Origin of the sequence: Arthrobacter russicus (assembly GCF_031454135.1) — a bacterium.
GTDB lineage: Bacteria > Actinomycetota > Actinomycetes > Actinomycetales > Micrococcaceae > Renibacterium > Renibacterium russicum.
This window is the reverse complement of sequence record NZ_JAVDQF010000001.1, coordinates 2,189,329-2,212,226: the sequence shown is the minus strand read 5'-3', so window position 1 is coordinate 2,212,226 and position 22,898 is coordinate 2,189,329. Positions and strand designations below refer to the sequence as shown.

At 65.1% G+C, this 22,898-nt stretch carries 16 protein-coding genes and 1 tRNA gene; 11 read left to right on the top strand and 6 right to left on the bottom strand.

Annotated elements, in window-relative coordinates; genetic code table 11:
* Positions 1 to 9: 9 nt before the first annotated feature.
* On the bottom strand, positions 10 to 1,578 hold the full coding sequence (locus tag JOE69_RS10325) for an anchored repeat ABC transporter, substrate-binding protein (protein ID WP_309798425.1): 1,569 nt from the start codon (positions 1,576 to 1,578) through the stop codon (positions 10 to 12).
* A 212-nt stretch (positions 1,579 to 1,790) separates the two neighbouring features.
* On the opposite strand from JOE69_RS10325, the gene tgt reads away from it, so the two are divergent.
* From tgt to JOE69_RS10305, 4 genes are all read left to right on the top strand, one after another.
* The gene (gene tgt / locus JOE69_RS10320) at positions 1,791 to 3,053 is read left to right on the top strand and encodes a tRNA guanosine(34) transglycosylase Tgt (protein ID WP_309798423.1); all 1,263 of its coding nucleotides are present in this window, start codon (positions 1,791 to 1,793) and stop codon (positions 3,051 to 3,053) included.
* Between the two features lie 114 nt (positions 3,054 to 3,167).
* Positions 3,168 to 4,598: a DVUA0089 family protein gene (locus JOE69_RS10315; RefSeq protein WP_309798421.1), complete on the top strand. Its 1,431-nt coding sequence runs from the start codon at positions 3,168 to 3,170 to the stop codon at positions 4,596 to 4,598.
* 65 nt (positions 4,599 to 4,663) lie between these two features.
* Positions 4,664 to 6,457: a gamma-glutamyltransferase family protein gene (locus tag JOE69_RS10310; protein ID WP_309798419.1), complete on the top strand. Its 1,794-nt coding sequence runs from the start codon at positions 4,664 to 4,666 to the stop codon at positions 6,455 to 6,457.
* 24 nt (positions 6,458 to 6,481) lie between these two features.
* Positions 6,482 to 6,985 (top strand): mycothiol transferase, encoded by a 504-nt coding sequence (locus JOE69_RS10305; protein WP_309798417.1) that lies wholly within the window; start codon positions 6,482 to 6,484, stop codon positions 6,983 to 6,985.
* 11 nt (positions 6,986 to 6,996) lie between these two features.
* Here JOE69_RS10305 and JOE69_RS10300 read toward each other — a convergent pair whose 3' ends face one another.
* The 4 genes from JOE69_RS10300 to JOE69_RS10285 form a co-directional block, all read right to left on the bottom strand.
* Positions 6,997 to 7,704: a queuosine precursor transporter gene (locus tag JOE69_RS10300; protein WP_309798415.1), complete on the bottom strand. Its 708-nt coding sequence runs from the start codon at positions 7,702 to 7,704 to the stop codon at positions 6,997 to 6,999.
* Between the two features lie 87 nt (positions 7,705 to 7,791).
* A complete protein-coding gene (locus tag JOE69_RS10295) occupies positions 7,792 to 9,330 on the bottom strand; it encodes an APC family permease (protein WP_309798412.1) in 1,539 nt (512 codons plus the stop codon).
* An 8-nt stretch (positions 9,331 to 9,338) separates the two neighbouring features.
* Complete coding sequence (locus tag JOE69_RS10290; RefSeq protein WP_309798410.1) at positions 9,339 to 10,217, bottom strand: universal stress protein; 879 nt, start codon at positions 10,215 to 10,217, stop codon at positions 9,339 to 9,341.
* Complete coding sequence (locus JOE69_RS10285) at positions 10,217 to 11,581, bottom strand: flavin monoamine oxidase family protein (protein ID WP_309798407.1); 1,365 nt, start codon at positions 11,579 to 11,581, stop codon at positions 10,217 to 10,219. Before JOE69_RS10285 ends, JOE69_RS10290 begins: the two co-directional genes overlap by 1 nt.
* Before the next feature lie 125 nt (positions 11,582 to 11,706).
* Here JOE69_RS10285 and JOE69_RS10280 point away from each other — a divergent pair, with 125 nt between their 5' ends.
* The 5 genes from JOE69_RS10280 (at position 11,707) to JOE69_RS10260 (ending at position 21,055) form a co-directional block, all read left to right on the top strand.
* A complete protein-coding gene (locus JOE69_RS10280; RefSeq protein WP_309798405.1) occupies positions 11,707 to 12,393 on the top strand; it encodes a TetR/AcrR family transcriptional regulator in 687 nt (228 codons plus the stop codon).
* A gap of 789 nt (positions 12,394 to 13,182) precedes the next feature.
* Positions 13,183 to 17,511 carry a choice-of-anchor G family protein gene (locus JOE69_RS10275; RefSeq protein ID WP_309798403.1) on the top strand — a complete coding sequence of 1,443 codons (4,329 nt, stop codon included), beginning with the start codon at positions 13,183 to 13,185 and terminating at the stop codon, positions 17,509 to 17,511.
* A 132-nt stretch (positions 17,512 to 17,643) separates the two neighbouring features.
* Positions 17,644 to 18,426 (top strand): DUF5819 family protein, encoded by a 783-nt coding sequence (locus tag JOE69_RS10270; protein ID WP_296362437.1) that lies wholly within the window; start codon positions 17,644 to 17,646, stop codon positions 18,424 to 18,426.
* Positions 18,423 to 19,619: an HTTM domain-containing protein gene (locus tag JOE69_RS10265; RefSeq protein WP_309798401.1), complete on the top strand. Its 1,197-nt coding sequence runs from the start codon at positions 18,423 to 18,425 to the stop codon at positions 19,617 to 19,619. Before JOE69_RS10270 ends, JOE69_RS10265 begins: the two co-directional genes overlap by 4 nt.
* Positions 19,616 to 21,055 carry a phytoene desaturase family protein gene (locus JOE69_RS10260; protein ID WP_309798399.1) on the top strand — a complete coding sequence of 480 codons (1,440 nt, stop codon included), beginning with the start codon at positions 19,616 to 19,618 and terminating at the stop codon, positions 21,053 to 21,055. Before JOE69_RS10265 ends, JOE69_RS10260 begins: the two co-directional genes overlap by 4 nt.
* Positions 21,056 to 21,195: 140 nt before the next feature.
* Here the strand turns inward: JOE69_RS10260 and JOE69_RS10255 are convergent.
* A tRNA-Leu gene (locus JOE69_RS10255) sits at positions 21,196 to 21,278 on the bottom strand.
* Between the two features lie 317 nt (positions 21,279 to 21,595).
* On the opposite strand from JOE69_RS10255, the gene JOE69_RS10250 reads away from it, so the two are divergent.
* Positions 21,596 to 22,411, top strand: coding sequence for an FHA domain-containing protein (locus tag JOE69_RS10250; protein WP_309798397.1), 816 nt, complete (start codon positions 21,596 to 21,598; stop codon positions 22,409 to 22,411).
* Positions 22,411 to 22,896, top strand: a complete 486-nt coding sequence (locus JOE69_RS10245; RefSeq protein WP_296362442.1) for an FHA domain-containing protein FhaB/FipA — start codon at positions 22,411 to 22,413, stop codon at positions 22,894 to 22,896. Before JOE69_RS10250 ends, JOE69_RS10245 begins: the two co-directional genes overlap by 1 nt.
* The last annotated feature ends 2 nt before the right edge of the window (positions 22,897 to 22,898 follow it).

The window sequence follows — 22,898 nt, the reverse complement described above, 5'->3', positions numbered from 1 at the left end:
CCCGCGGGGTCAGTGCCTCGGGTTCAGGCAATTGGCGAGCGAATCGGCATTGGCCCGCATCATCTGCAGGTACGTGCTGACCTGCTGGTCGAAGCTGTCGCCGTAGATGCTGCAGACGTTGATCCCCAGCTCGGCGGCCAGCTGGGTCAGCGTTGCGGAGCGGGTCCGCAGATTCGGCTCCAGGAAGACCGCGGGAACCTGCAGATTCTGGATCGTCTGGGTCAGCTTCTGGCGTTCCTGGACACTGGGCTCGGTGGCCGGGTTCGGGGTCACGAAACCCGCGACTTTGAGCCGGTACCGGTCGGCGAAATAGCCGAAGGCGTCGTGCGTGGTGATCAGCTGCCGGTTTGCCTCCGGAATCGAATCGATCTTGGCTTCCACATAACGGTCCAGTTCGTCGAGCTGGACCGAATAATCCTGCGCATTGCGCGTGTAATCCTCCCGGCCGGCCGGGTCCGCAGCGATCAAGGCGTCCTTGATCACGCCGAGATAGGCCTTGGCATTGCGGACGTCCTGCCAGAGATGCGGGTCGATTTCGCCATGCACGTGCTTACCCAGGACCGCTTGCGGCAGTTGGTAGACCTGGGCGCCGGAACTACCGAGGAACCGGTAACCCGGCCCGGCCGGAACTTCGTGCAGCGCTTTGTTGGGCACTTCGATCACGGTATTGCCGGCGTCGAACTCGCTTTGCGTGTAATCTCCGGAGCCCTCCGGATCCGCGTAGAGGTACAGTTCCTTGCGGTCCAGATCAGCGGTGACATCGGCATGCCCGCTGCCCAGGACCTTTTTCCCGGGGCCGGCCTCGGCCGGATTGACGCCTACCGCGAAGCTGAAAGTCTGCTCGCCGATTCGCTGCGTGCCGGCAGCGGTTTTCAGGTCCGCTTGGACGGTGAGCCGGTAAATGCCCGGTGCGGTGAAGGCCCAGCTCAAATGCGTGTGCGCATCCGGCGGGAGCGTAGTCCGGTCCTTCTCCGGCGACACCCCGTCAGTCGAGTCGAAGTACAGCTCGGTTTTGCCGAAGGTCTCCGTGCCGTAGGCCAGCAACGCTCCGGGACCGTCCACCGAGACCGCGCTGAGCAGCACATCGGAGTTCCGGTCGGCGCCCAGCCCGGTGCCGGCGCCGCGCACCCGCAAACCCAGCCAAATCGTATCCAGGGTCAGATTCTCCAGCAGCGGCATGATGTGCGCCCCGTACTTTTCACTCGCTTCGGCCAAGGAAATATTCGGGGTTCCCGGGCGGAGATTGGCATCCAGCGATTTGATCAGGTTGTGTTCTTCGAGCAGCAGGTGGTTGGTGAAGGCGACATCCGCGTACGCGATGTTCCGGACATCGCGCAAAGTCGGCTCATAGCTGTGCGGATCAGCTCCTTCGGGAACCAGCGGCAGCACTTCGGCCCGGTTCCCGGCAACGTTTTTCGCCAAGTCGGCGATGATCCCGGTGCTGGCCACCACCTTGAGCCGGTGATCGCCGGCGTCGAAGGTACTGGTGGCCGAGCAGCCAGAGAGCAGCAGCAGGACAGCGAGCGCTGCGCCAATGGCCCGGCCGGGAGCAGGCGAGGCGGGGAATGAACGGGGCATCTGGCAGAGCTTTCCGAAGTAGGCGACTTGCACAGTCTAATCATTAATGATTCTCATTCGCATTAACACTTTTCGGAGCCCGCCCCTCGTTTCAGATAGCCGCATGTCTTTTGGATAGCGTTTTGCACGTCAAACGGCTATCCGAAGAGCGCCCAGCTATCCGAAAACGGAACCGAAGCGGACGACTCGCGCCGGGCTGAGAGAATAGACGGGTGCCTCAATCAGATTTCAGCTTCACGGTCGGCTCCAGACTCCGCGACACCGGTTCGGCGACAACCGACGACGGCGGCGAATTCCTCGGCCGGACCGGAACCATCAGCACTCCGCACGGCGAAATCCAGACGCCGGCCTTCATCGCGGTCGGCACCAAAGCCACGGTCAAAGCCGTACTGCCGGAGTCGATGAAGGAACTCGGCGCGCAAGCCCTGCTGGCCAATGCGTACCACCTCTACCTGCAGCCCGGGCCAGACATCGTCGATGCGGCCGGCGGCCTGGGAAAGTTCATGAATTGGGCCGGGCCGACGTTCACCGATTCCGGCGGATTCCAGGTGATGAGCTTGGGCTCAGGGTTCAAAAAGGTCATCGACATGGTCAACGTCGACCAGAGCGGCGCAGACGACCGGGTGGCTCCCGGCAAGGAACGCCTGGCCCATATCGACGACGACGGCGTCTGGTTCAAGTCCCACCTGGACGGCAGCAAGCACCGGTTCACCCCCGAAGTCTCCCTGCAGATCCAACACCAGCTCGGCGCGGACGTGATGTTCGCCTTCGACGAGCTGACCACGCTGCACAACTCCCGCGGCTACCAGGAAGAAGCCTTGGAACGCACCCGGCTCTGGGCCGAACGCTGCATCGCCGAACACCGCCGGCTCACCGAAGTCCGGGAAGCCAAGCCGTACCAGGCGCTCTTCGGCGTCATCCAAGGCGCACAGTACGAGGGCCTGCGCCGCAAGGCCTCGCGCGACCTGGGCGGGATGGAAATCGATGGCATGCAGTTCGACGGCTTCGGCTTGGGCGGCGCCCTGGAGAAGGAAAATCTGGGCACCATCGTGCGCTGGTGCTGCGAGGAACTGCCGGAAGCCAAGCCCAAACATTTGCTCGGCATCTCGGAGCCGGACGACATCTTCGTGGCGATCGAAAACGGTGCGGACACCTTCGATTGCGTCTCACCGACCCGGGTCGCCCGGAACTCCGCGTTCTACACGCCGTTCGGACGCAAAAACCTCTCTAACGCACAATACAAACGCGACTTCGGCCCGCTCATGGACGGTTGCGATTGCTACACCTGCACCCATTACAGCCGGGCATACATCCACCACTTGTTCAAGGCCAAAGAGATGCTCTCCGCCACGTTGATCTCGATCCACAACGAGCGCTTCGTGGTGAAGCTGGTGGACGACGCGCGGCGCTCCATCGACGACGGCTCGTTCTTCGAGTTCAAAGCGGAGACCTTGGCCAACTACTACCCCGCCTGAGGCTTGGTGATGCCAAGCTCGGAGCATCCCGAGAGTTCCGTGAATTCCATTGTCCGAATCACAGGGAACCCATAGGATCGGCTCATCGCCCGACTCTACCCGAGGGAACTTCTGATGAAATTGCGCAGCTTCATCCTGCCCGGCACGGTACTCGCCTCGGCAATCGGCCTCCTCCTCGCTCCTATCGCCAACGTGCCACTGGCCAATGCAGCACCGGTCACCGGCTCCTCCGCCGGCCCGGACGCAGTCACCGGCCAGGACGCGCTGGCCAAAGGCCCCGGCCTGCTCAACATCGCCTCGGCCAAATCCGGCTTGAGCGTCGATCGGCTCAAGAATCTGCTCCGCGGCGACAATGGCCTGTGGATCGACCGCCAAGGATCGCCGTTCTTCGTCGAACCGAGCCTGACCCCGCAGCAGAAGGCGGATTCCGCGGCCGAACGCCCGGCTCCGGCCGCCGGCAGCGCGGCGGCCCCGGCCCCGGCCCCGGCCGACGCCTTCGCACTGCATTCCCGGCCGGGTTCCACGAAAACGATTTTCCTCGACTTCGACGGTGCCGTGATCACCGGAACCGCGTGGAACGACAGCAGCCACCCGAGCTATGACGCCAAGCCCTTCGACACCGACGGCGATCCGAGCAGCTTCAGCGACAGTGAACGCAAGGCCATCATCGAGTCCTGGCAGCGGGTTTCCGAGGACTACGCGGTCTTCGACGTGGACGTCACCACCGCGGACCCCGGTGACGCCGCGCTGAACCGCAGCTCGGCAAGCGACAACGTCTACGGCTCGCACGTGGTCATCACGCCGACCACCGACGTCCGCCCCGGCGTGGGCGGCGTGGCCTATGTGGGGACCTTCAACAGTGCCAACAACGGCCAGAACCAGCCGGCCTGGGTCTTCAGCAGCAACCTCAGCAATGTCGCGAGCAATATCGCCGAAGCGGCCACCCATGAGGTCGGGCACAACCTCGGCTTGAGCCATGACGGCGACAGCCAGCGGTCGTATTCCCGCGGGCAGGGGATCTGGGCCCCGATCATGGGCGCCGCTTACGGGAAACCACTGTCCCAGTGGAGCAACGGCGACTACAAAGACGCCAACAACAGGGAAGACGACCTTTCGGTGATCGCCGGGCACGGCCTGTCCTACATCCCGGCCAATCACGGCACCAGCACCGCCTCCGCCAGCGTGATGGCCAAAGGCAGCAGCTACAACGGAACCATCCTGAGCAGGACCGACGTGGCTTACTACAAGGTGGTGGTCAGCGCTTCCGGAGCTTACACCTTCGCCGCGACCCCGCCCGCGGTGGGCGCCAATCTGGACATCAAGCTGAGCCTGCTGGATGCCAACGGCACCCAGCTCGACTCCAACAACCCGGTGGCCACCAAAGCGGCGAGCAGCACCGCCGCCGGAATCGACGCCAAGCTCAGCGGGACGCTGGCCCCCGGCACCTATTACCTGACCATCGACGGCGTCGGCCAAGGCGATCCCCAGGTCGACGGCTACAGCGACTACGGCAGCATCGGCAGCTTCACGCTCGCCGTCTCCTGATCCGGACTGCTGCGCTGCCCGAGGTGCTTGCGAAGAAAACTGCCGCTTCGGCGTAGATTGGCGATATGAACCCGCCCTTCACGCCCGCACCGGCTTTCAGCACCCGACCGACCCTGCGCGGAACGTTCGGCATGAGCGCGAGCACCCACTGGTTGGCCACCGCATCGGCGCAATCGGTCTTGGAACGCGGTGGGAATGCTTTCGACGCGGCAGCTGCGGCGGCCTTCGTACTGCACGTGGTCGAACCGCACCTGAACGGTCCCGGCGGCGACCTGACCGCGATCTTCGTCTCCGGCGCCGATCCGCAGCCAACGGTATTGATGGGCCAAGGGCCGGCGCCGGCGGCGGCCACCCGGGAACACTTCCTCGCCGAAGGGCTGGACTTGATTCCCGGATCGGGCGTTCTGGCGGCTGCGGTCCCCGGTGCGGTGGACGCGTGGCTCCTGCTGTTGCGGGATCATGGAACTTGGGACTTGGCCGAGGTCTTGGCCTACGCGATCGGCTATGCCCGGGATGGGCACCCGATTGCGGCCGGCGTCTGTCGCACCATCGCGACGGTTTCGGATTTCTTCCTCGAGCATTGGCCGACGTCGGCCGCGCAATGGCTGCCGGAAGGGAAAGTCCCGCAGGCCGGTGATTTGGTCCGGAATCCGGCCTGGGCAAGCACCTTGCAGCGATTGGCCGACGCCGCACACGGTGCACGGGTCTCCGGGATCGACGCCGCACGGGCGCTCTGGCGCGAGCAAGCCGGCCGCGCCGCCGGCGATTTCGCCGCTACTGCGCACCGGCATTCCTCCGGCCGCGATCATTCCGGGGTCATCACCGCAGCGGACTTCGCGGCTTTCGAAGCCGGCTACGAACGTCCGGTCAGCATCGATTTCCGCGGGTACACGATCGCCAAAGTCGGTGCTTGGAGCCAGGGCCCGGTGCTCCTGCAAACCCTGCAGATCCTGGCCGGCTTCAGCGATGACCGGCTGGACCCTTCGACTGCGTTGGGCGCCCACACCATCCTCGAGGCGCAAAAACTCGCCTTCGCCGATCGGGATGCCTACTACGGCGACGACGAAAATATTCCGCTTGACGTACTTCTTTCGCCGGAATACGCCGCACAGCGCCGTACGCTCATCGCGGAGACCGCGAGCCACGAATTCAGACCCGGCCGTGTCGCCGGAACCGAGGCCTTCCGTCCGCCGCTGCGCACCGAATATTCCAATTCCGACATAGACGGCTCGGGCGCCGGGGTCGGCGAACCCACCATACGGCCCAACGGCGAAACCCGGGGCGACACCTGCCACCTCGACGTCGTCGACCAATGGGGGAACTTCATCTCCGCGACACCGTCCGGCGGCTGGCTGCAGAGCTCGCCCTACATCCCGGAGATCGGCTTCTGCCTGGGCACCCGGCTGCAGATGAGCTGGCTCGAAACCGGCGGCCCGGCAACCCTGGAGCCGGGCAAACGGCCACGCACCACGCTCACTCCGACCATGGTGCTCAAAGACGGCCGGGCGGTCGCGGCGTTAGGCTCCCCCGGCGATCAGCAGGACCAGTGGCAGTTGCTCTATCTGCTGCGCACCATCGTCGGCGGCTACGAACCGCAGCAAGCCATCGACGCCCCGGCTTTGCACACCACGTCGCTGGCCGGCTCATTCTGGCCGCGGACCTGGGAGCCCGGCGGCGCTGTCGTGGAAGACCGGATCGGCACCGACGTCATTGCCAAGTTGGAGCGTCGCGGCCACGTGGTGGCCCGCGCCGGCGATTGGGGCCTGGGCCGGCTCTCGGTGGCCGGGCGGACCGGCGACGGAGTACTCTACGCAGCAGCGAATCCACGCGGCATGCAGGGCTACGCAGCCGGACGCTGAGCGCCGAAGACACTGGAGGATCGGATGGAAATCTCAGAACTATTGCTCGACGCCTTCAACCGGATCGACGAAGAAGTCCGCGACGTATTGCACGGTCTCGACGAGCAGGCTTTGAACACCGGGCCGGACGGTGCGAATTCGATCGGCTGGCTGGTCTGGCATTTGAGCCGGGTCCAAGACGACCATCTGAGCGAAGTCGCCGGCCGGGAGCAGATCTGGCTCGGCTCGGGCTACCAAGCGCGGGCCCGACTACCCCTGCCCGAGACCGACACCGGCTACGGCCACACCGAAGCACAAGTAGCCGGCGTCCGGTTCGACGGGCCGGATCTGCTGTCCGAATACCATGCGGCGGTGCACCGGATGACCGCGGACTATCTCAGCGCCCTGCAGGGCGCGGATCTGGACCGGATCGTGGACACCCGGTGGAATCCTCCGGTCACCCTGGGCGCCCGGCTGGTCAGCGTGTTTTCCGACTGCTCCCAGCATGTGGGGCAGGCTGCCTACGCCAAAGGGCAACTCGGCCGCTGAACCGGAACGGCTCAGGCCTGGGTCGCCGGAGCCGCGCCGTAGCTCGGCTCGCGCTTTTTGATCCAGCCGATGACCATCGCGGTGACCGGTACCAACAGGTACTGCAGCGCGACTTTGTAGACGAATCCGACCAGGGTGTAGTTGACCAAGCCGCCGAAATCGGTGATCCCGATGATCGGCGCGGCGACGGCGCAGAAGATCAACGTGTCCACGAACTCGCCGGCTCCGGACGAGCCGAGCAGCCGCACCCACAGCCGCCGCTCGCCTTGGCGCGCCTTGAGCCGCACCATGATGAACGAGTTCAGCAATTGCCCGGCCAGGAAGGCGAGCAACGATCCGGCCACCAAAAGCGGGACCGGACCCAGTACGCCCTCCAAGGCGGCTTGCTTCGCCCGGCCGAAATCGTCGTCGAACCCGGGCAGCATGATGATCACCCAGTAGCAGAGCGAGGCGAAGATCGAGAGCCCGAAGCAGGTGAAAACCGCTTTCCGCGCCATCTTGAAGCCATAGACCTCGCTGATCACATCGCCCAGGATGTACGCGAACGGAAACAGGAAGAAGCCGCCGTCGGTGATGATCGGACCGAACTGCACGCCTTTGACCGCGCCGATGCCGGACAGGATCACAATCGTGCCCATGATGGCGAGCAGAATGCCGAAATACCGGCTGCCGACGGCGGCGTATTGCAGGCTGGGCGCAGGGGGTGCGGTCGGGTTCACGGAAGAATCCTTTGGCTGGGCTGATATCCGATGGCCCGTCTGCACCCAGGCCGCCCACCATTCTACGCATGATCGGCGGCGCTGCGGTTACGGGATGTCCGCCCCGCGATGCAGGATCCGGCCCCGGAAGAAGTCCGGATCGCGGAAGTACATCACGACCATCAACACCGCGCCCAGCAGGATCACTCCGATGCCCAGGATGAAAACCAGCCCCACCCCGCCGAGCTCGGATCCGGAACCGTATTCCGGGTCCATCGAATCGATCGCGGTTTTGACGAAGAACAGCAACAGCATCACTCCGCCGAGCAGCGGCAGCAGGAACCGGAAGACGAACCAGCGCACCGAACCGAACCAGCTCCGGCGGAAGTACCAGACGCAGGCCAGGGCGGTGATCCCGTAATAGAAGCAGATCATCATGCCCAAGGCGGTCACGGTGTCAGCAAGCGCATTCTCCGAGACCACGCGGGTGATCGCGTAGAAGGCGCCGGCTGCGACCGCGGCCGTGACCGTCGCCGTCGACGGCGATTTGTAGCTGGGGCTGATCCGGCCCAGCGACTTCGGCAACGCCCGGTAGTGGCCCATCGCCAGCAAGGTGCGGCCCGGAGAGACGAAAGTCGATTGCAACGACGCCGCCGAGCTGGAGAGGATGCCCAAAGACATCAGGATCGCGAACGGACCCATCACCGGCCCGGCCAGAACCGCGAAGATGCTGGCTTGGTTGTCCGGATTCCCGGTGCCGAGGCCGGTTTCGCCCACTCCGGCGTAGGACAGCGTGGCCAGGGCAACCGTCATGTAGATGACCACGATGATCAGCACCGTGAGCATGGCGGCCCTGCCGGGCGTCCGTTTCGGATTCTTCATCTCCTCGTTCATGGTCAGCGTGGTGTCCCAGCCCCAATACACGAAGATCGACAGCGACACCCCGGCGGCGAATTCGGAGAAGGAGTTCACCCCGAACGGGTTGAACCATTCGGGCGTGATCATGGTCGCGTCGAACGCGGTGCCGTTGGCCACGTGGGCGAAGGCCGAAATCGCGAACCAGCCGAGCACCAGCAACTGGAATCCGACCAAAACGTACTGCACGGTCTTGGTAGTTTCCATGCCCCGGTAGGACACCCAGCAGGCCAACGCAATGAACACCAGGGTGGTCAGGATGTTCAACCAGAGCACGTGGCGCAACTCGCCCAACTCCGGATTCCCGAAGATCTGGCCCAGCAGCAAGTAGAAGAAATCCACCGCGACCGCGGCCAGATTCGAGAGCACGATCACGGTCGCCGCGATCAGGCCCCAGCCGCCCATCCAGCCAATCCAGGGGCCGAAGGCCCGGCTGGCCCAGGTAAAGGAGGTCCCGGAGTCCGGCATCGCGTTGTTGAGTTCGCGGTACCCGAACGCTACCAGGATCATCGGGATGAACCCGACCAGGAATATCGCCGGCAAATGCACGCCGACGACGGACACCGTGGGTCCCAGCGCGGCGGTCAGGGTATAGGCCGGCGCAATGGTGGAAATCCCGATCACCACCGCCCCGAGCAGCCCGACCGATCCGGCTTTCAGGCCCTTCTCGCTCAATCCGGAGCTGTTCGGGCCTGCTTCTCCGTGGCCTGAAGACGTCTTTGTCTGGCTCATATCACCCTCTAGTAACTCTGCTCGGATTGCTGCCCGCGGGGCAGCACGATCATCGGGACGGGCAGGGCGCGCAGAATCCGTTGCGCGGTGCTGCCCAAAAACAACGCCCGGTTCTGGGCCAGCCGGCTGGATCCGATCAGCAGGACCTCACCGTCCTGCCAGGCCAGCGCGTCGACCGCCTGCTCGATGCTGCGGCCTTGTGCCACCACGATCTCCACCGGTGAGCCGAGGGGCGGGCGGTCCGCCGATTCGGTCCGGAGCTTTTCTTCCAGATAGCTCCGGGCCGCCTCCTGCAAGGTTCCAGAGGCCCCCGGCTCGAGGTCCTGGTCGAGCGCCAAAAGCGAGATCAGGCGCAACGGCAGGGCACGCCGGGCCGCGGTGTCCAAGGCCAAGCCCAGAACCTCGTCGGCTCCGGGACGGGTACCCACGCCGCAACTGAGCCGGCTGATCGGCTCGGTGTTCTGATACCCGCCCGGCGCCAAAGCCACCGGGATCTGCGCCGAATGCAGGAGCGAACTCGCCGTACTGCCCACCGTGAATCGCTTGAAGAGGCCATTGCTGGCCGCACCTACCACCAGCAATCCGGCGTCGAGTTCGGCGGCCGCGGCATTGAGCGCCTCGGCTTCGGATTCGGCGAAGCGAAGCTGCCCCCGGGCAACGACCTCGGCCGGAACCATCGCCAGGGCTTCATCCAGCCAGCTCTGGGCTTGCTGCTGCAAGGCACGGTCGAATCCCGGAGCCGGCGGATAGGCCGCCTTGAAGGGCGAGTCCTGCGGCAGGACCAGCACCAGATCCAGCTCGGCGTCCTGCCGTTTGGCCAGGGCGACGGCCAAATCGAGCGCCTCCCGGCCACGGGCATTCGCGGTATAGCCGACGACGTAGCGCATCAGCTGCTCCGGCCCAGTTCGCGCAGCAGATTCTGCGCGGTGTATTCGCCCATCCGGACTGCGCCGTCGACGTGCTGATAGCCTTCCGCGGCCAAATCCGAAGAGGACCAATGGATCGGCCCGACCGGAGTCAGCTGATCCGCGCCGTAACGGTGCAGGCCGCCCAAATCGAAGCTCGCGGCATACGCCCCGCGGGTCCACTCTTCGGAACCCCAATCCGATTCGTAGTAGACCTCCGGGTCCAGGGCCGCCGGGCCCAGGTAGCGGGCCAGCGAGGCGAGGACTTCGGCGCGCCGCTCATCGGCGTCGAGTTCGAACACCCGATCCGCCTTCTCGTCTGAAATGAATCCGACCAAGGTACCCCGCGGGTCCCCGTGATTGGTGTTGTCGTACACCTCCTGGACCAGCTCGGCAGCGCCGAAGCCGGTCCCGGAAAGCCCTTCCTGGCGCCAGAAAGGTGTCGTATAGACCGCATGGACCTTGATCACCAGGCCCAAGGACTGGTGCTGGTGCATCTGGTGCTGCCGCCGGGGCAGCGGCGGGTCGAAGGAGACCCGGGAATACAGGTTCGGCGGCACCGCCATGACCACCCGGCGACCGGACACCGTGACACCGTCGGCTTCGACCTGGACCGAGTCCCGGTCCCAGCGGATCGTGCGCGCCGGCGCGTTCAAGCGCAGATCCGGGCCCAGCCGTTCCGCCAACAGCTCGGACACCTGCTGCATGCCGCCGATGACGCGCTTGTCCAGAATGAAATTGTCATCCACCAGGTTGCTGAAGGAGCCGGCCGAGGCGGCCATGAGAACCGCCTGCAGCGTGGAAAAAGCATGCGCGGGCTTGGTGAGCATGCCGCCGGCGATGAAGAGCCCGATGTTATTGCAGGCCTCCTCGTCATCGGATTGCCCGCGCAGCCAATGGTGGAAGGAGACGGTGTCCAGCTCGCGTGCCCGCGGATGGGCCCAGGGCGCTCCGGCCCCGATCTCCGCGGCCAAATCGTCCAGCAGCCCGATGAGCCGTTCCATCTCGGCGACGGTGTGCGCCGAGGCCGGGAATATTTCGCCGGTGAAGCGGGTCCGCGTGCCGTCCGGAGCCAGGTAGACCGACTCGCCGTCGCGGTAGCGCGGAAAGGTCTCCAGGCCCAGCTCCGCGAGCAGGGCCAGCAGCGCGGTTTGGTCCGGCGAAACCCACTGGCCGCCGATCTCCAGGCTCGCCCCGTCGATGGTATCGGTCCAGGTGCGTCCGCCGACCCGGTCCCGGGCTTCGAGCACCTGGACGCTCAGCCCGGCCTGCTTGAGCCGCCACGCTGCGGTGAGTCCGGACGGGCCGGCTCCGACGATGATGACGTCTTTGGCCTCTGCATTCATGCTTCCTCATTTCCCGCCGGCACGGCGGATGTATCCCGGATCACAAAATGAATATAATTCATTTTGATCACCACTGTACGTCCCGACCGCCGATCCGGCAAGGGCGCGGATGCCATAATTGGACGATGCCGGACCAGGAAGCGATGCCCGACCCAGCGCACCAGCAGCCCGCCAAGCGCAGGGCCGGGCGTCCCGCAAAAGCAATCCTCGCGGTAGCCCCGATCACGCAGGCGGCTTTGGAACTGATCCGGCGCGACGGCTACAAGGGCCTGACCATGGCGGCTTTGGCCAAGCGGCTCAATGTGGCCCCTTCGGCGCTCTACAACCACGTCCGCTCGAAACAGGACGTGCTGGCCCTGGTCCAGGACCACCTGATGTCTTTCGTGGACGTCAGCGCGTTTGCCGAAGCAGCCTGGCCGGAAGCAGTCCGGGCCTGGGCCCGCTCCTACCGCGACGTCTTCGCGCAGCACACTCCGCTGATCCCGATCATCGCGGTCCAGCCGATCGCCGACTCCCCGCAAACGCTGCGCAGCTACGAAGCGGTGGCCGACGGATTCCGCCGGGCCGGCTGGCCCGAATCGGAGATCGTGGACGCCATCGTCGCACTCGAATCGTTCATCTACGGCTCCGCGTTCGACGTGAACGCACCGGAAGACATTTTCGACGGCGGAGGCCAGCCCGCGGCACCGGGTTTGACCGGCGCAGTGCAGGCCCGGGAAGCGCGGCACGGCCGCTACACCGCCGACCGCGCCTTCGCGCTCGGCCTCGACGCGATCGTGGACGGCCTGCTCGCTCGCCGGGGCGATACCTGAGAATTCACTCGGAATCAATCCGTGACGAGCCCATATTCATAGCCATCAGTATATTTCTTCGATAGCCGATTGGCTATATTTTGTGTCACGAGTTTACCGAATGTCTATTTATCATGGAATTGGATCGCCTTAAGGGTTGTTCAACCAATCCCTTTGGCTAAAAAATCCGCTCTCCGGGAACCGGAGCTTTTTTACAAAAACCATCGGTTCCGCATTCCTTTAGTTAATGAAGCTGCCGAGAACCGGCAGAAAACCGCCGGAGCCGGCGTGTGGAGCACCGGGACCGGCTCGCGGCAGCACCCCGCCGCAGCTGCCGGCAGAACCGCCTCACCCCAACGTATTCCTTGCAAACAAAGGGAAGTATCCTGCTACTGCCCGGTAAACCCAGACGGCACCGGCTGCTGGCGCTAGGCCCTGGCAGGGCAATCTGGAGCGCACCTGCACCGGAGCTGGGAGGCGCTCTGGAATTCATCTGAATATGTCGAAAAAGTTCCCCAAATGACACTTCGTTGCAGGTCATAGCTGCATTTCCGGCCCCGTTGCGGCAATCAATAGTTAGGAATACTCTTTGCATAACTTGGGGCGCTTTTGCATTCATGTGCAGTTGCGCTGCTTGTACACCAACCAGGTGGCTGGCCATCGGAGCTCATGATCCACGGATCCGGGAATCGATGCTGAACGTAAATCCAGATCAATGCAGAGTTAGATTCGAGGGAAAATAACTTGAACATCTTCGAGAGGCGCCGAGCGCGCCAGGGCAGATCGCCCGGCGGCATAGCCGTTAAAATCGTGAGTGGTGCGGTAGCCGCATCGCTTCTCGCCCTGCCATTGGCGGGTTCCGCACAGGCAATCCAGTCACCGTCCGGTGATCCGGTTGAAGCTCGGGGCTCCATCGTCGGCGCCTTCCTCGGCGGCATGGCGCTTGCCGAGGCCGGTCTCACCAGCGCAAGCTCGGTCAAGAGCCCCGGTCCGGACAAGCAACCCCTCAACCTCAATGTCTTCGGTGGCAAAGCCCTACAACTGCCGAACATCAACCTGCCGATCGTGAAGAACGGTCCAGGCCAGCCGGGATTGCTCGACATCGGTGGCGCCGTCGGCGCCCTGAACAGCTACGCCGCGGCCCAGGCTGCCGCCGGCAAGGCTGCTGCCGGAGCGATCACCGACAGCGGATCGATCGATCCGAGCGCTGCGCAGGATCCGAGCAAGAACATCAACGCCAAGATCGATCTGCGCGTTTTGCTGGATCAGCTCGGCCTCGATACCGCTCACCAACTGATCAGCACCGCTGAAGTCGACGCCAACGCGCTCTCCAGCTCGATCAATGCGACCAAGAAACCGATCACGGCAGCAGACACCAGCTACGCGTTCGCAGATGCGCACGCCCGCCTGCAGTTGCCCCCGGTGGCTGGTCTGACCGGGCTCCTGACCAGTGGCTTGGATCAACTCAAGACCCCGATCAATGCCGTCATCGGTGACACCGGAGCGCTGAACACTGCACTGAAGGCCGCGTTGGCAGCGCTGAACGTGGACCTGGTGGTAGCGAGCCTGAAGACCACCGGCAGCACGGTTTCGATCACCGGAACCGACGCCGTCGTCGCAGCTCTGGCGGCCAGCTTGCCGACCAAGATCGTCAGCAAGAACGGTGGCGTCACGCTCGACTTGACCACCGGCCTGGCAGACGTGGACGTCGCCAAGATCTACAACGCCACTGGTGGCGCGAAGGATCTGAACGGTTTGCCGCCGAACACCGATGTGCTCGATGACAAGATGGTCGAGGCTCTGGTCAACGGAGTCGCAGATGTTGCCGATGCCGTGATCGAGAAACTGAATACCGGTCTGAAAGACGCTCTGCTGAACAACTTGAAGCTGACCATCGACTTGGCAGCCAAGGTTGATTTGGTGGGCGGCGTGGCCAGCGCGAACACCTCGATCAACATCACGGGTACGCTGGCGCAGTTCACCGGCGTGACCGGTGCCGGAGATCCGACCATCACGGCAACCGATCTGAGCATCAAGCCGCCGTTGCTTCCTCCCGTGAACATTCCGGCCGGAACCATCGTCAATGCTCTGAAGCCGGTCTTGTTGACCGCGCTGAAGACGGTCCTCGGTACGGCGATCGATGGTTTGAATACCACCCTGACCGCTAATCCCGGCCCGATCCAAGCCATCGTGGAGCCGATTGTCAAGGCTGCCGGAGACGCCCTCAGCCCGGCTTTCCAAGCGATCAAGCAGGTTGCCCGACTGATCATCAACGATCAACCGACGCTGGACGGACGCCCGGCAGATATTGCCAGCCCGACCGCCTACTCGGTCCGCGCGCTGACCTTGGTCCTGTTCCCGGGCGGTTTGCCCGGATTCCCGACCCCGCCGGCACCCGGCGGCGGCCAGGTTCCGGACCCGCGTGATGGTCTGGCCCGGGTCAGCATCTCCTCGTCGACGGCCGACTTCGGCGCAGCAGCAGCCGCTCCGGCACTGGCCGTCAACCCGGCCTCGGTCCCGGCCGGCGGCAAGACCAGCGTCACCGGCACCGGATGGGCTACCGGGACTCCGGTCTCGGTCCAGCTCAAGGATCCCAGCGGCGCGAACGTCGGAGCCCCGGTTTCGGTCACCCCGAACGCTGACGGTTCACTGCCGGCGACCGACCTCCCGGTACCTGCGGGTTCGGCTGCGGGCGCATACACCGTGGTCGGCACCCAAGGCACCACACCGCCGGTCAGCACCCCGCTGACGGTCACGGCTGCCGCCACCCCGACGATCAAGGCCGATCCGGCCTCGGTCCCGGCCGGCGGCAAGACCAGCGTCACCGGCACCGGATGGGACCCGGCTTCACCGGTCTCCGTCCAGCTCAAGGATGCTGCCGGAGCCAATGTGGGCAGCCCGGTTTCGATCACCCCGGGCACCGACGGTTCGCTGCCGGCAACCGATCTCCCGGTTCCGGCCGGGACCAAGGCCGGCGATTACACGGTCGTCGGTACCCAAGGCAGCAACACGCAGACCGCTCCGTTGACCGTCACCGATGCTGCGGCACCGACGATCAAGGCCGATCCGGCCTCGGTCCCGGCCGGCGGCAAGACCAGCGTCACCGGCACCGGATGGGACCCGGCTTCACCGGTCTCCGTCCAGCTCAAGGATGCTGCCGGAGCCAATGTGGGCAGCCCGGTTTCGATCACCCCGGGCACCGACGGTTCGCTGCCGGCAACCGATCTCCCGGTTCCGGCCGGGACCAAGGCCGGCGATTACACGGTCGTCGGTACCCAAGGCAGCAACACGCAGACCGCTCCGTTGACCGTCACCGATGCTGCGGCACCGACGATCAAGGCCGATCCGGCTTCGGTTCCCGCTGGCACCAAGACCAGCGTCACCGGCACCGGATGGACCCCCGGAACCCCGGTCTCGGTCCAGCTGACCGACCCGGCGGGCGCTGCAGTCGGCACTCCGGTGTCGATCACCCCGGCTGCCGACGGCTCGCTGCCGGCAACCGACCTCCCGGTACCGGCAACCGCCACCCCGGGCGCCTACACCGTCGTCGGAACCCAAGGCAGCAACACGCAGTCGGCGCCGCTGACCGTGACGCCGGCCGGAACCCCGGCTCTGACGGTCAACCCGACGTCGGTGCCCGCTGGCAAGAAGACCAGCGTCACCGGCACCGGTTGGACCCCCGGAACCCCGGTCTCGGTCCAGCTCAAGGACCCCAGCGGTGCAAACGTCGGAGCCCCGGTTTCGATCACCCCGGCGGCTGACGGCTCGCTGCCGGCAACCGACCTGCCGGTACCGGCCGACGCCAAACCCGGCAACGACACCGTCGTCGGGACCCAAGGCGCCACCACGACCAGCACTCCGCTGACCGTGACCCCGGCGGACGGCACCGCGAGCGCGAACACGAATGCTTCGGCATCGGCGTCCGCATCCGCGAATGCCGATTCCAAGGCGAACGCCGCGGCCCAGGCAGCAGCTCAGGCAGCCGCCAACGCCGACGCGACCAGCACGGCATCGGCCGCAGCCAACACCGCAGCCAACGCCGCCGCGAAGTCCGCAGCAACCGCCAATGCCACCGCCAACGCATCAGCTGACGCAACCAGCGCAGCCAATGCACAGGCACAAGCCGCAGCAACCGCAGCCGCGAACTCCGCAGCACAGTCCGACACGAACGCCACGGCCTCGGCTGCGGCAACCGCGAACGCCAACGCGGCCTCCAAGGCCGCGGCGACTGCGAACTCGTCGACGAATGCTTCGGCAGCCGCAGCAGCTAACGCGAATGCCACGGCGAACGCGAATGCGAACGCTTCGGCCTCGGCTGCGGCTTCGGCCAACGCCGATTCCAAGGCGAACGCCGCGGCCCAGGCAGCAGCTCAGGCAGCCGCCAACGCCGACGCGACCAGCACGGCATCGGCCGCAGCCAACACCGCAGCCAACGCCGCCGCGAAGTCCGCAGCAACCGCCAATGCCACCGCCAATGCATCCGCTGACGCAACCAGCGCAGCGAATGCCTCGGCTCAAGCTGCGGCAACCGCAGCCGCGAACTCCGCAGCGCAGTCCGATTCGAATGCCAAAGCATCGGCAGCGGCCAACGCCAACGCTAGCGCAGCGGCCTCGGCGGCATCCAATGCGAATTCGTCGAGCAGCGCCTCGTCGAATGCCGCAGCGGACGCCAACGGCAATGCCTCGGGCATCAAGGTGACCATCGACCGGAACCTGGTCAACAAGGGTGCGAATGTCGTGCTCAAGGTGACCGGTACCGGATTCAAGGCAACCGAAAAGGTGGCCGGGGTCCTGTTCTCCGAGCAGAGCCCGCTGGGCAGCCAGGTGGCGGACGCCAATGGTCAGGTCGTGTTCACCTTCAACAGCCAGAACCTCGAACTCGGCGACCACACGGTGACCTTGACCTCCACAGTCGATGCCGCCAAGACCGGTTCGGTCTCGTTCAAGGTGGTTCCGGCTGGCGCAGGCAATGTCAATGCTTCGGGCAGCAGCAACGGATCCGGTGACGGCCTCGCCAACACCGGCTCCAACGATCCGACCTCGATCTTCGTCGGGGCTGGAATCGCGCTCCTGCTCGGTGCAGCCCTGGTCAGCATTGCGGTCAGCCGCAAGCGCCGGGGAACTGAGATCGGCAGCTAGCGCCGAACCGTGCACGGATGATCCGGCTCTGGTGTTTCGAGAGCGGAATCATTCTCACAAATGAATAGACTGTGTGCTGGCCGGGAATGCGATTTCTGGCCAGCACACAGTCGTGTTGAAGGGTAATGATCGATGGCTGAAGCGGTGCCGCCGGCAAGACCGGCACGGAAGAAAATCGTTCGGGCGGTGATGGTCGTCGCGGTCCTGGCGGCGGTATGGCACATCGCCGCTTCTTTTTTGTGGATAGCACCGTATTCAGCCGGAGCCCGGGCACTGTTCCCGGGCGGGCAGCAAGTGCTCTCGTCCTACATGATCCCGATGTTCGGCCAATCCTGGAGCGTCTTCGCCCCGGAGCCGATCAACGGCAATTACGTCTTGAAAGTCCGGGCCGCGCTGCCCAAGGACGGTGCGGAAGAAATCACCGACTGGGTCGACGCCACCGAAGTCGAGACCTCGATGATCCGGCACAACCTCTTCCCACCCCGGGCCGGCATCGGCGCCGGCGAGTTGGCTTCGGAGTACAAAGGGAAGTGGGACGCCTTGACCGCCGACCACAAAGTCGTCACCGCGCTGAACTACTTCAACGGGAACGACTGGCCGATCCGGTTGAACGAAAAGCTGCAATCGTACGGCACCCCGGACGTGATCGCACCCTATTTGGACTCCGAGAACACCGTGATCAAGTACGCCACCCAGGTCGCCCGAGCGGTCTGGGGCAGTTCGGTGACCAGGGTCCAGTTCCAGGTCTACCGGCAAAACGTGATCCCGTTCGCGGATCGCAACACCCCGGGTGTGCAGCCGCAACCGATGCAGATTGCGGACACCGGCTGGCGCGGCCTGGAGGTCGCCCCCGGCCAGTCGGACAAAGATTTCGCCGATGTCTTCAAAGCCGCGTACGAAAGGCTTCCGCGATGACCAGCACCAAGGCCGAAGAAACCCAGCCCGCTCCCGAACCCGCACCGGAGAAAGCTCCGCAGGGGCCCGCCCCGGCCAAGCCCGCGCGCACCTCGGCGAACCCGTTCCTGCGCTTCGTCTTCGGCTTCTGGGCGTTCTTGACCGGCTTGTTCCAGGATTTGATCGACGTGATCACCGACGTGGGCAAGCGCGGGTACTTCTGGACCGAGGCCTGGCTCTTGGACAGCAAGAAGTCGCTCTACGGCCTGGCCGTGACCCGGATCGTGTTCGGCGTCACCGGCTTCGGGCTGTTGTTCTTCAACTTCTCCACCCGGTTGTACAGCTTCGGCCCCGGATCGGTCTGGAACGGCGAAGCCGCCACGGCGAAAAGCGATTTCCCGAAGATCTGGATCTTCTCGGTCTTCCATGATGCGATCACCAACGGGGCGGTTTACACCTTCCTCTACCTGGTCCTGATGTTCGTGGCGGTGCTCTTCACCATCGGTTGGCGCTTCAAGTTCGTGCTGCCGGTCTATTTCATCCTCTGGGTCTCCTTCATCGAAGCCAACGACATGCTCGGTGACCAGGGCGACAACATGTACCGCATCGCGTTGCTCTTCCTGTTCTTCGCCGACCCCGCCGCCCGGCTCTCACTCGATGCCCGGCGGCGTCGGAAGTTCGCCGGCACGTTCACCGAAGCTACCCCCTGGATCGTGCGCAAATGGCGCGGCGAAGGCCTCTTCGACCCGCAGATCAGCAACTTGTTCCACAATCTGACCTTGGTCGTGCTCACCGCCCAGGTCTGTTTCGTCTACGTCTCCGGCGCCCTGTACAAGGCCGGCGGCACGCCCTGGTCCACCGGCTATGCGATCTACAACCCGTTGATGACCGACCGCTTCGGCACTTGGCCCGAGCTGAGCCAGCTGTTCACCTACTGGGCGCCGATGGTCGCGATCATCAGCTGGAGTTCGATCATCATCCAGATGTCCTTCCCCCTGATGCTGCTGACCCGGCCGACCCGGATCCTGGCGCTGTTCGGCATCCTGTCCTTCCACATCGGCATCGCGGTCCTGATGGGCCTGCCCTGGTTCTCGTTGACCATGATCGCCATCGATTCGATCTTCATCCGCGACCGGACCTGGAAGAACGTGGGCAACCGGATCCGGACGAAGTACCGTGAATCCATGGGCAAACAACCAGTAGCGATCCAGTGAGCGGCGCCGCCGTCGTCGGCTCCGGGCCGAACGGCTTGGCAGCCGCCGTCGTGCTGGCCCGCGCCGGCGTGCCGGTGGACCTCTACGAAGCCAAAGACACAATCGGCGGCGGCACCCGGACCGAAGAACTGATCGAGCCCGGCAGCTGGCACGATGTCTGTTCCGCAGTGCACCCGATGGCCCTGGCCTCGCCGTTTTTCCGGGAATTCGGCCTCGCCGAACGGATCGAATGGTTCGTCCCGGAAATCTCCTACGCGCACCCGCTCGACGGCGGGCAGGCCGGTTTGGCCTATCGGGATTTGGCGCGCACGGTCGCCTCGCTCGGCGTGGACGGCGCGGCGTACCGGCGGTTGATGGCACCGCTGGTCCGGAACACCGAGGCGGTGCTGGATCTGGCGCTGAATCAGGTGTGGCGGGTCCCTTCCGGGATCGCCGGCCCGCTGGCCTTGGGCCTGGGCACGCTGTGGCAAGGCGGGCCCTGGTGGAACACCGGCTTCCGTGGGGCGACGGCGCCCGCACTGATCACCGGCGTCGCCGCGCACCCGGTCGGCCCGATGCCTTCGCTGGCCAGCAGTGCGGCCGGGCTGGTGCTGGGCCATTTGGCGCACACCGTCGGCTGGCCGATTCCACGCGGCGGCTCGGCGAGCATCGCCAAGGCCATGCTGGACGATTTCCTGGCCCATGGCGGCCGGCTGCACACCGGTCGCCGGATCGATGACCTGGCCGAGCTTTCCGACGCTTCCGCGGTGCTCCTGGACACCACGCCCAAAGCATTGCTCCAGATCGCCGGAGACCGGCTCCCCGACCGGTATGCGGATGCGCTGCGACGCTTCCGGTACAACAATGCGGCCTGCAAGGTCGATTTCATCCTTTCCGAGCCGGTCCCCTGGCAGAATCCGGAGATCGCCGCGACCGGAACTGCCCATGTCGCCGGAACCCGCGCGGAAATGGCCCGGGCCGAAGCCGAGGTGGCCCGGGGCGTGCATCCCGCGAAGCCCTATGTGCTGCTTTCCCAGCCCAGCCAGTTCGACGCCGGCCGGGCGCCGTCGGGCCGGCAGGTGCTTTGGACCTATTGCCACGTGCCGGCCGGCTCCACCACGGACATGACGGAAGCCGTAGTACGCCAGATCGAACGGTTCGCACCCGGCTTCCGGGACACCATCGTCCAGTCGAAAGCGACGACCGCGCAGCAGCTCTCCGAATACAACGCCAATTACATCGGCGGCGACTTCGGCGCGGGAACCACTGATCTTCGCCAGCTGCTGGCCCGTCCGGTGTTCGGCGGCACGCCGTGGAAGACCCCGGTCCGCGGGCTGTACCTGGGTTCCGCCTCGACCACCCCTGGGCCGGGCGTACACGGCATGGGCGGCATGCACGCGGCCCATTTGGCACTCAGCGAGGTTTTCGGGCTGCAGCCGCCCAGCCTGGCCCCCTGAGCTCTTCGTACTTCCGCCCTGCCCTCATCGAGTGGCCAGTTCTGCAGGTTAAAAACCAGATTTAGCCTGCAGAACTGGCCACTCGTGCGGAAGCAAACACAAAGAAGGCCCCGATCCAGAGATCGGGGCCTTCACTTTTGTGCGCGAGGGGGGATTTGAACCCCCACACCCTTTCGGATACTGGCACCTGAAGCCAGCGCGTCTGCCGTTCCGCCACTCGCGCAGAGTGCTCATTCCGGACCGACAGAAACTTTCTCTGCCCGGATCCCGGAATCACAGCGAAAACAAGCATAGCGGACAACCGGCCGATATTCCTAAACTCGGTGCCCAACAGTCCGCGGAGGCCTGGAATTTAGCGGGCCGGGCGGGCGCGGAGCAGCCGCGCGGAGAACTTTCGGCAACCCTCGGACGTTGTGCTTTAAGGTCTTTGCCGGGCTCACCAAGTAGTATCTAGCCCAGAAGCAATACCTGGCCGCTTCGTCGGACCAGCCGACAAACGGTGCCCTGTGCACCGGAAACCGAGAACCTGAGGAGGTGTCCGTGGGACTACTCGACAATGTTGAGCGAGGCTTGGAGAAGGCCGTCCGCGGCGCTTTCGCCCGCGGGTCCAAATCGCAAGTCCAGCCGGTGGAGATCGCCAGTCGGCTGCGTCGCGAAATGGACGACAAAGCTATGACCATGGCCGCAGGGCGGACGCTCGCCCCGAACGTCTACGACGTCCGGCTCAGCGGCCCTGATTTCGAGCGTGCCCGGAGCTGGGGAACCGCGCTAGCCGAAGAGCTCTGCGATGTCGCGATCCGGCACGCCCGCTCCCAGGGATACACCTTGCAGGGGCCGGTCAAGGTCTCCTTCACCCAGACCGTGGAAAACAAGTCCGGCGAATTCCAGGTGCTCTCGAATACCGAGAAGAGCAACGGCCAGGCGCAACAAGCGCAACCGGCCTATCCGGCGATGCAACCACCCCGCGCCCCCCGGCCGGCCCAGCCGGCGCCCAGGAGCGCGGCACCCGAATCCGCCGGCCCGGTGCGGCCGGCGGTGGCCCTGCAACCGGTGCTGGACATCGATGGCCAGCGCTACTCGCTCAATGCCTCATCGATCACCCTGGGCCGCTCCTCGGAAGCCGACATCCTGGTCGACGACACCGGGGTATCCCGGAAGCACTTGGAAATCCGGCTCGACGACGGCCAAGGCACTGCAGTCGACCTCGGCTCGACCAATGGAAGTTTCCTGAACGGCTCCCGGATCAACGGCAGCCTTGCCCTGCGCGACGGCGATGTGCTCACCATCGGGCGCACCAAGATGACCTTCCGGCTGTTGCCTGCGAAAACCGGCTCGCGCCCGGGAAGCGGCCGCTGATGCTGGACCTGAACGGGCTGACCCTGACCGTGCTCCGATTCGGCTTCCTGCTGCTCCTGTGGGTGCTGATTTTCAGCATCGTCACCGCGATGCGGCGGGATCTGGTGATCGGCCGCAAGGTCCGCACCGGAACGCCGACCGCCAGGCAGGCGCGCAAGCACCCGGAGTTGGTCGACGAGTCCCCCGCGCGGCAGCACGCCCGGCAACTCATCGTGGTCGAGGGTCCGTTGAGCGGTCGCGTCATCGACCTCGACGGTACGCCGATCCTGCTCGGCCGGGCCCAGGAATCCACCCTGGTACTGGAGGACGACTACGCCTCCGGACGGCATGCCCGGCTCTTCCCGCAGGGCAGCCGCTGGTTCATCGAAGACCTCGGCTCGACCAATGGGACGTATCTCGCTGACCAGCAACTCACCCGCGCACTGCCGGTGGAACTCGGTGTCCCGGTCCGGATCGGTAAGACGGTCATCGAATTGAGGCCGTAGCC

Bases quoted from the DNA above. Each gene is read 5' to 3' on its own strand.
- JOE69_RS10325 (WP_309798425.1), bottom strand. From the start codon at position 1,578: ATGCCCCGTTCATTCCCCGCCTCGCCTGCTCCCGGCCGGGCCATTGGC.
- JOE69_RS10315 (WP_309798421.1), top strand. From the start codon at position 3,168: ATGAAATTGCGCAGCTTCATCCTGCCCGGCACGGTACTCGCCTCGGCA.
- JOE69_RS10310 (WP_309798419.1), top strand. From the start codon at position 4,664: ATGAACCCGCCCTTCACGCCCGCACCGGCTTTCAGCACCCGACCGACC.
- JOE69_RS10305 (WP_309798417.1), top strand. From the start codon at position 6,482: ATGGAAATCTCAGAACTATTGCTCGACGCCTTCAACCGGATCGACGAA.
- JOE69_RS10295 (WP_309798412.1), bottom strand. From the start codon at position 9,330: ATGAGCCAGACAAAGACGTCTTCAGGCCACGGAGAAGCAGGCCCGAAC.
- JOE69_RS10290 (WP_309798410.1), bottom strand. From the start codon at position 10,217: ATGCGCTACGTCGTCGGCTATACCGCGAATGCCCGTGGCCGGGAGGCG.
- JOE69_RS10285 (WP_309798407.1), bottom strand. From the start codon at position 11,581: ATGAATGCAGAGGCCAAAGACGTCATCATCGTCGGAGCCGGCCCGTCC.
- JOE69_RS10280 (WP_309798405.1), top strand. From the start codon at position 11,707: ATGCCGGACCAGGAAGCGATGCCCGACCCAGCGCACCAGCAGCCCGCC.
- JOE69_RS10270 (WP_296362437.1), top strand. From the start codon at position 17,644: ATGGCTGAAGCGGTGCCGCCGGCAAGACCGGCACGGAAGAAAATCGTT.
- JOE69_RS10265 (WP_309798401.1), top strand. From the start codon at position 18,423: ATGACCAGCACCAAGGCCGAAGAAACCCAGCCCGCTCCCGAACCCGCA.
- JOE69_RS10245 (WP_296362442.1), top strand. From the start codon at position 22,411: ATGCTGGACCTGAACGGGCTGACCCTGACCGTGCTCCGATTCGGCTTC.